4 protein-coding genes are annotated in these 4,567 nt (G+C 54.5%); 2 read left to right on the top strand and 2 right to left on the bottom strand.

The window, feature by feature from the left end; translation table 11 throughout:
- Nucleotides 1–219: hypothetical protein (locus ABX962_RS30970; RefSeq protein ID WP_372725381.1), on the top strand; the 219-nt coding region annotated here is incomplete at its 5' end.
- Nucleotides 220–538: 319 nt separating this feature from the next.
- Here ABX962_RS30970 and ABX962_RS30975 read toward each other — a convergent pair.
- Nucleotides 539–1,513, bottom strand: a complete 975-nt coding sequence (locus tag ABX962_RS30975) for a hypothetical protein (protein WP_372725383.1) — start codon at nt 1,511–1,513, stop codon at nt 539–541.
- 282 nt (nt 1,514–1,795) lie between these two features.
- Here ABX962_RS30975 and ABX962_RS30980 point away from each other — a divergent pair, with 282 nt between their 5' ends.
- Nucleotides 1,796–2,764, top strand: a complete 969-nt coding sequence (locus ABX962_RS30980) for an NAD(P)H-dependent flavin oxidoreductase (protein WP_372725385.1) — start codon at nt 1,796–1,798, stop codon at nt 2,762–2,764.
- A gap of 553 nt (nt 2,765–3,317) precedes the next feature.
- On the opposite strand, the gene ABX962_RS30985 is transcribed toward ABX962_RS30980, so the two are convergent.
- Complete coding sequence (locus tag ABX962_RS30985; RefSeq protein WP_372725386.1) at nt 3,318–3,707, bottom strand: hypothetical protein; 390 nt, start codon at nt 3,705–3,707, stop codon at nt 3,318–3,320.
- Nucleotides 3,708–4,567 lie beyond the last annotated feature (860 nt).

A 4,567-nucleotide genomic window follows, 5' to 3' on the forward strand; every position in this document is an offset into this window, starting at 1 on the left:
CTAGCGGTGACGCTTGCCGGACGCACGCTTCCTAATCTCACTCGTCTACGGTTGCCCGCGAGCGAGGCGGGGGATTGCTCGGTCGAGATTAAGATTACGAGTAAGATTAGGATTAAGAGATGGGGTGTTAGCGGTTTGGTTTCCGTTGAGTCTTTGGTCGGTGGGAATCTGGTGCTCGATGCAACACGATGCGTTGAATTGCTTGAAGATCGGGATTAACAGTAAAATGAAAACGACAGGAAAATGAAAACGCCATCGTGGCGATCAGAGAATGTTTCTGTCGCACCAATTTTTCTGTCTTCATCTAATCGAACGTTGGCTGCAGGAGGAAACGGTGAGTGCGAGAGAGACAGTCGGCGGCTTGCGCCGCACCGCTAGATAAGACCGGCAACGCTCCGCCGGATGCACCCTTCTTAATCTTAATCATACTCTTAATCCTAATCTTCTGCGGTTGCTCCTGATCGAGCAGGGGGGATTGCTCCGACGGGATTGAGATTACGAGTAGGATTACGATGTGGGGTGTCGGAAGGATTTATCGCTAGAAGTCCATCGCGGCGATGCACAATTCGTCCGCCAGATAGCCGTCTTGAAGAAATTGTGCTTTTCTCGCTTGATCACGAGCCAGTTCTTGTTCGATAAACAAGCGGGCTAATTTTCCTTTTCGATAGCTGCCTAATTTTGGCAAAGTTTGTTCGTGAAGTCGAATCAATTCATCGAATTGTTGCTGCATCGCGGTAGGTTCGTTCTCAATATCTGCTACCAGAAGCTTTGCATGTAAAAGATGACGGTGGGCATTGTACTCGTCGAGCACGTCGGCATATCCGAGCTGCCGGAGACGTTTGATTTGATCGAATTCTTGCTGACAGAGCACGGCGGATTGCCGAAGCTTAGAAAGGACGGATTGCGAATCCTCTTTGCTGTGATTGAGGTGATGCTCCGCGACGGTCTTGCGATGCCGCACACGGTTGAGTTCCATTGTGGACACGGCGCCGTCCTTCTGCTGTTTCGTCAAATAGCTCAACTCTTCGTTATGGAGCTGAACGGCCCGTTCCAATTGATCGAGAGCGTCAGCGGGCTTTCCTTGGACGCGGGCCAATAGGTATCGCGAACCCGCCAGTTGTCGCATCGCCTTGATCTGTTTCAGTTTGGACCCGAATCCTAGCGCGGCCATTTTCTCGTGGCGTTGTAACTGTCGGCTGCGTATTTCGACCAGCAGAAGACATTGACGGACAACCTCGGCTTGGTTGTTCTCGGCGAATGCGAGGTTGTGGCGCGCTTTTGCCAGATCGACACGAGCCAGATCGACCTCCGCTTCGGAACTGGATTGACGTTCCAATAAGTCGGTTGCGGTTTTCAGCTCTGTTTCCAGGAAATCGACGACAGCTTGCATTTTTGCAAGGTATGCCGCACTCGGCTCGGTTTCCGGATCCTCCGCCAATGCCGATAGACAGCAGACCGCAACAACGACCAAACCGGTCCATCTAAAGCGACGAATTGATCGTGAAAAACTCATGGAAGTCGGACCTAGGCGTTGGTTTATACCCAGCAGAAAATGTGCAAGGATTTGTCCTTTATCTTAGCGGCGTCAAACGCGTTCAGCATCTCCCCGTCCTTCTATATAGCCACGTTTGCTCGTGCGTGAGAAATCGGATGACGATCGCAAACAAATTGGCCACGCATGAACCGACCTTGTCACACCGCTTGAGCGATGTAAGCTCACGGCGGAGCGTCATCCATCATGCACGGCAATGTCGCTGTGCAATGCTTCGAGGTTTTCCAACCCTGGTTGTGAATTATGATACGCACCTCTCTGTGCGACCTATTGGGAATTGAACATCCAATCCTGAATGCGCCGATGAGTCGCACGGCGGCCGCGGAGCTCGCGGCCGCCGTGTCTAATGCCGGTGGACTAGGGATGATCGGCGGGACAACCCGCGGCGGTGCCGAGTGGTTGCGGCAGCAGATCCGCAGCACGCGATCATTAACGGATCGGCCGTTTGGTGTCGGTTTTATCTCATCGTTTTCAAACATTGATGAACTGGTGCAAGTCGCTTTGGATGAACGCGTTGCGGTCATCAATCACTCGTTCTCCGATCCCACTGCCTACGTCAAGGCAGCACGAGACTGTGGCATTCGAATATTCGCCCAGGTTCAAAGTCTGGAGCAGGCGAAGCGGGCTGCCGATGCAGGTGTCGACGCCATTATCGCCCAGGGAGGCGAAGCGGGTGGACACACGGGAACCCTGGGAACCATGGCATTTGTTCCCGCGGTGGTTGACGCCGTCGGTAGTCTACCGGTGCTTGCGGCGGGTGGAATCGCGGATGGACGAGGGCTAGCCGCCGCGTTGATGTTGGGAGCGGTGGGGGTTTCGATGGGGACTCGGTTTGTTGCTAGTCACCAGTGGGGTGGCGGTTCGTGGGAGCAAACACCCCTGCTGGCCGCCGGCACGGACGACACGATTCGAACTGCCGTATACGATCAAATACGCGGCGCGGAATTTCCAAGCGGCATCGCCGATCGCGTCGTTCGAAATGCGTTCAACAGCAAATGGGAGGGTCGGGCCAACGAAATTGACGCCTTGCGAACGGAATTGCAACACGAACTCGAAGTTGCGGCGGGACAAGGGGATTCCAGTGTGATGGATATCAGCGGTGGCGAGGCGGTTGGTTTGGTTCGGTCACTTGAGTCCGCCAAGACGATCATCGATCGTACTGTCGAGGAGGCTGCGCGACTGTTACGAGACAATGCAGCAAGATTACGTTGATCCGATCGCTTGAGGCAGTTGTCGCATTTGTGAATTCAGGGATCATGATCTTAATCTTCTTCGGTTTCTCGCGAGCGGGCGAGGGGATTGTTCGGTCGGGATTTACAGGAAAATAGATGACAGGAAAATAAAAAAGCTATCGTCGCGATCAGAGAATTTTTCTGTCGCACCAATCTTTCTGTCTTTATCTAATCGAACGTTGGCTGCAGAAGGAAAGGTGCAGCGTAAGAGAGGCCGCCGATACTCGTCCTGAGAGACGGGCTGACGCGATCTACTTTGGCAGCGAAGCGGCGTAACTGGCGGGGGGAATCGACCGGATTGACCGCTGCGACCGGGCGGCTTGCGCCGCACCGCTAGATAGAACCGGCCACGCTTTGCTGGACGCACCCTTTCTAATCTTAATCGTCTACGGTTGCTCGGATGGGATTGAGATTACGAGCGGGGTTACGCTGTGGGTGTTGGCGGAGCGGCGGTGGGGACCGGGGCTTCTGCACGGTGCGATGCGCGTCGCGGGTTAGAGCGAGAACACGAGGGTTGTTCCATCCGCCACTGGTCAGGTAAACAGGAACATCGCCAAGGCTATTGTCACGCTGGTGAACAGCATGAAGATGATGACGACGGCAAAGATCGTGGCCCGCATGCGAGGAAACAGGTCTTCAGAAACCCGCTTGCCATCGACCAGCACGTTAACTCGTTGTGACGCGTCCAGTTCGACTTCGAATTGATGTACTTCTCGCTCACCAATTCGCATGCGACACGTCCCTCGCTGGACCGGCGTCGCGTTGCCTGCGGCGTCAACGACGTGTGTTTGCAGCCCTCGCAGGAGTGACGTCTCCACGATCACCGTGTGGATCTCCTGGTTGCCAACTTGAATCGCCCGCCGCCTCTTCGCCAACGAGTCGACATCGATCGGGGGCGATGCGTAGGGGTTGGTGTTTTGCATTGTCTGGATTGAACAAAAAGAGGCTGGTTGCCAGTCATCTTTGGATGGCGTTCAGCGATCGCACGCAACCGAGTCGCTTGGACAGTGTGTGGGCGGCTTCGCAGTCGCGCTGTCCATGTGAGTTCCTGCGGTGGTTGATCACGCCCATCGCGGTAGCCGACCGTCCATTGCCGGATAAACCCGTTCATAATCCTAATCTTCTTCGGTTGTTTGTGAGCGAGGCGGGGGATTTGCTCGGTCGGGATTAAGATTACGAGTAAGATTAGGATTAAGAGATGGGGTGTTCGCGGTTTGGTTTTCGTCGAGCCTTCGATCGGTGGGAATCTGGTGCCCGATGCAATACGATGCGTTAGATTGCTTGAAGATCGGGATTTACAGGAAAATGAGATGACAGGAAAATAAAAAAGCTATCGTCGCGATCAGAGAATTTTTCTGTCGCACCAATTTTTCTGTCTATACCTTAACGAACGTCGGCTACCGGAAGAGATGTGCAGCGAAAGAGAGACGCCCGTTGCGATCGACTTTAGTAGCGAAATGGCGCAAGCCGTCCGGTTTGAATCCTCGGTTTTACTCGCTGCCACCGGCCGGCTTGCGCCGCACCGCTATATCGAACCCGACGCAACCGGAATCAGGTCACCACCTCACCGGGCCTTCTTCACGTTGCGACGTGCGTCGCAAGCAGGGGCGACAAGGAGCGAGGGTTGTTCCATCCGCCACTGGTCAGGTAAACAGGAACATGGCCAAGGCTATTGTCACGCTGGTGAGCAGCATGAAGACGATGACGACGGCGAAGATCGTGGCCCGCATGCGAGGAAACAGGTCTTCAGAAACCCGCTTGCCATCGACCAGCACGTTAACTC

This window comes from Novipirellula sp. (assembly GCF_041583735.1).
In the GTDB taxonomy this organism is placed as follows: Bacteria; Planctomycetota; Planctomycetia; order Pirellulales; family Pirellulaceae; genus Novipirellula.